At 68.4% G+C, this 2,163-nt stretch carries 3 protein-coding genes and 1 pseudogene; all 4 read right to left on the minus strand.

The features are described 5' to 3' along the window. Nucleotides 1-177 (minus strand): ATP-binding cassette domain-containing protein (locus tag AC27IO_RS23230; protein ID WP_498741028.1); only part of this gene is annotated, 177 nt, incomplete at its 3' end. Continuing rightward, nucleotides 177-831, minus strand: a pseudogene (lptA, locus tag AC27IO_RS23235) (lipopolysaccharide transport periplasmic protein LptA). The pseudogene lptA and the gene AC27IO_RS23230, both read right to left, overlap by 1 nt. Nucleotides 832-934: 103 nt before the next feature. Next, a complete protein-coding gene (locus AC27IO_RS23240; protein WP_284426220.1) occupies nucleotides 935-1,594 on the minus strand; it encodes a thiol:disulfide interchange protein DsbA/DsbL in 660 nt (219 codons plus the stop codon). A 57-nt stretch (nucleotides 1,595-1,651) separates the two neighbouring features. Continuing rightward, the coding region (locus tag AC27IO_RS23245) for an SPOR domain-containing protein (RefSeq protein WP_498741027.1) at nucleotides 1,652-2,163 on the minus strand (512 nt) is incomplete at its 5' end.

Raw genomic sequence — 2,163 nt, forward strand, 5'->3', positions numbered from 1 at the left:
CAAGGTGGTCTTGCCCGCGCCGTTGGGGCCGAGCAGGCCGACGACCTCGCCCTTTTGCACGACCATCGACACGTCCTTGACCACCTTGCGGCTGCCGTAGGACTTCTGCAGGTGCTCGACCTCCAGCCGGCTCGTGGTGCCGGCCGCCGAGGCGTCGGAAGGGTATGCCGCCGCCATCACTTCGCGCCGCCGCCCAGTTCGCCGCTGGGCCGCAGCGCGGGGGGCCGGCGAGGTGGGGGCCGCAGCGGGCGCCCCGGCCTTGGCCGGAGTCTCCTTGGGCGAGAGCACCGCGCGCACGCGGCCTCCGGGCGTGGCCGCGGTGTTGCTGCCGGCGGGGGCGGCCTTCTGGCCATCGACGGTGAACACGTCGGTCAGGTTGTTGTAGACGATGAGGGCACCGGCCATCTCGTCGGTGAGGGTGGATTCGCGGTAACGGCGCAGTTCCGAGCGGCGGATGAGCCGCACCAGATCGGCCCGGCCGTCGTACTCGATGACCTCGCCCTCGCCCTCGACGAACTCGTCGGGCATGCCGGGCGCCGTATCGCGCTTTTGCCGGAAGAAGGCCCGCTTGCCGGCCTCGGCCGTCATGGTGCCGTACTGGAAGCCATCGGGGTCCTGCCGGACGTCCAGCCGCGCGCCGCGCAGCAGGATGGTGCCCTTGGTGACCACCACGCGGCCGGTGAAGACGCTGGTTTGCTTGAGCTCATCGTGGCGCAGTGCATCGGCCTCGATGTTCATGGGCTTGTTGCGGTCGGCCTTTTCGGCGCGGGCGCCCCCCATGGCGAAAGCCAGGGCGGCAAGCAGGAGGATCGGTAGGAGGCGTTTTCTCATAGGGCACGAATCTTGCAAAGATTGTAGCCACCCCTTGGCGCGATCCGGGAGCAGCAAAGAAAAAGCCCGCAAACGCGGGCTTGCATCGCACGGAGCGGGGAACTCAACCGCCCTTGGCGGCGGTGGAAGCGAGGTACTCCACCACTTGCAGCACGCCCTGCATGTTGCCGGCCATGGTGCCATCGGTGTAGTAGCGGCCGGCCACGCCCATCGAGGGCACGCCTTCCACGCCGTAGGCTTCCTGCAGCTGGGCGGCCTTGCGCAGCTGGTTGGACACGGAGAAGGAGTTGTAAGCCTCCTTGAACTTGGCCACGTCCACGCCCTGCTTGCCGACCCATTCGAAGATCAGGTCGTCCTTGTTGAGGGCCTGCTTTTCCACGTGCACGGCGCGAAACACCTTGGCGTGCAGATCACCGACCTTGCCCATGCTTTCCAGGGCGAAGTACAGCTTTTGCTGCGGTGCGAAGCTGGAGTTGAACGCCACGGGCATGCGGCGGATGACGAGGTCCTTGGGCGCCGCCTTGATCCAGGCTTCCAGCGTGGGCTCGAAGGCGTTGCAGTGGGGGCAGCTGTACCAGAAGAACTCGATGACCTCGACCTTGCCGGCGGGCACGTCGCTGGCCACGGGCTTGGCGAGCTTGACGTAGTCCTTGCCTTCCTTGAATTGGCGGGCCTGGGCCATGGCGGGCGTCGCCAGGGGCAGCGTCAGGGCGGAAGCGGCCACGGCCGTGGCGGTGGACAGGGAAAACTCGCGGCGTTTCATGAAAAAGACACTCCTTGTTCGGTCAGAGGGTTGTGAGCGGCAGCCTGCGGGAAAAGTTCAGCGCTGCACGCGCACCAGCGCGGATTCGACGCCCGCGCCATCGAGCTTGTCCTTGAGCATTTCGGCATCGTCGCGCTTGGTGAAGGGGCCGACGCGCACGCGAAAGACGGTCCGGCCGCTCTGCTCGCGCTCGCTCACCCGGGCCTCCCAGCCCAGCATGGCCAGCTTGGCGCGCTGCGCATCCGCGTCGCCCTGGGTGCGGAAGGCACCGGCCTGCACGAAGTAATCAAACGGCTCGGCGCCGCCGGGCGCGCTGGCGGCACGGGCCTTGGCCAGATCGCCCAGCGGATCGGACGAGGCGGCCGGCTTGCTGGCGGCACCCCGAGGCGCCGAAGCGGCGGCCACGGCGGCGGGCACCGAAGCGTTGCTCGCAGGGGCCGGTGCGACACCGGCCACCGCGGGCGTCGAGCTGGCGGGCACGGGCGGGCGCGCCGGGTTCTTGCCGTACAGCGGCGAATTCGGATCCCAGTTCTTGTTCTTCTGGGATTCGGCGGCGTCCTGGTCGCTTG

The organism is Acidovorax sp. KNOB132, assembly GCF_057541515.1.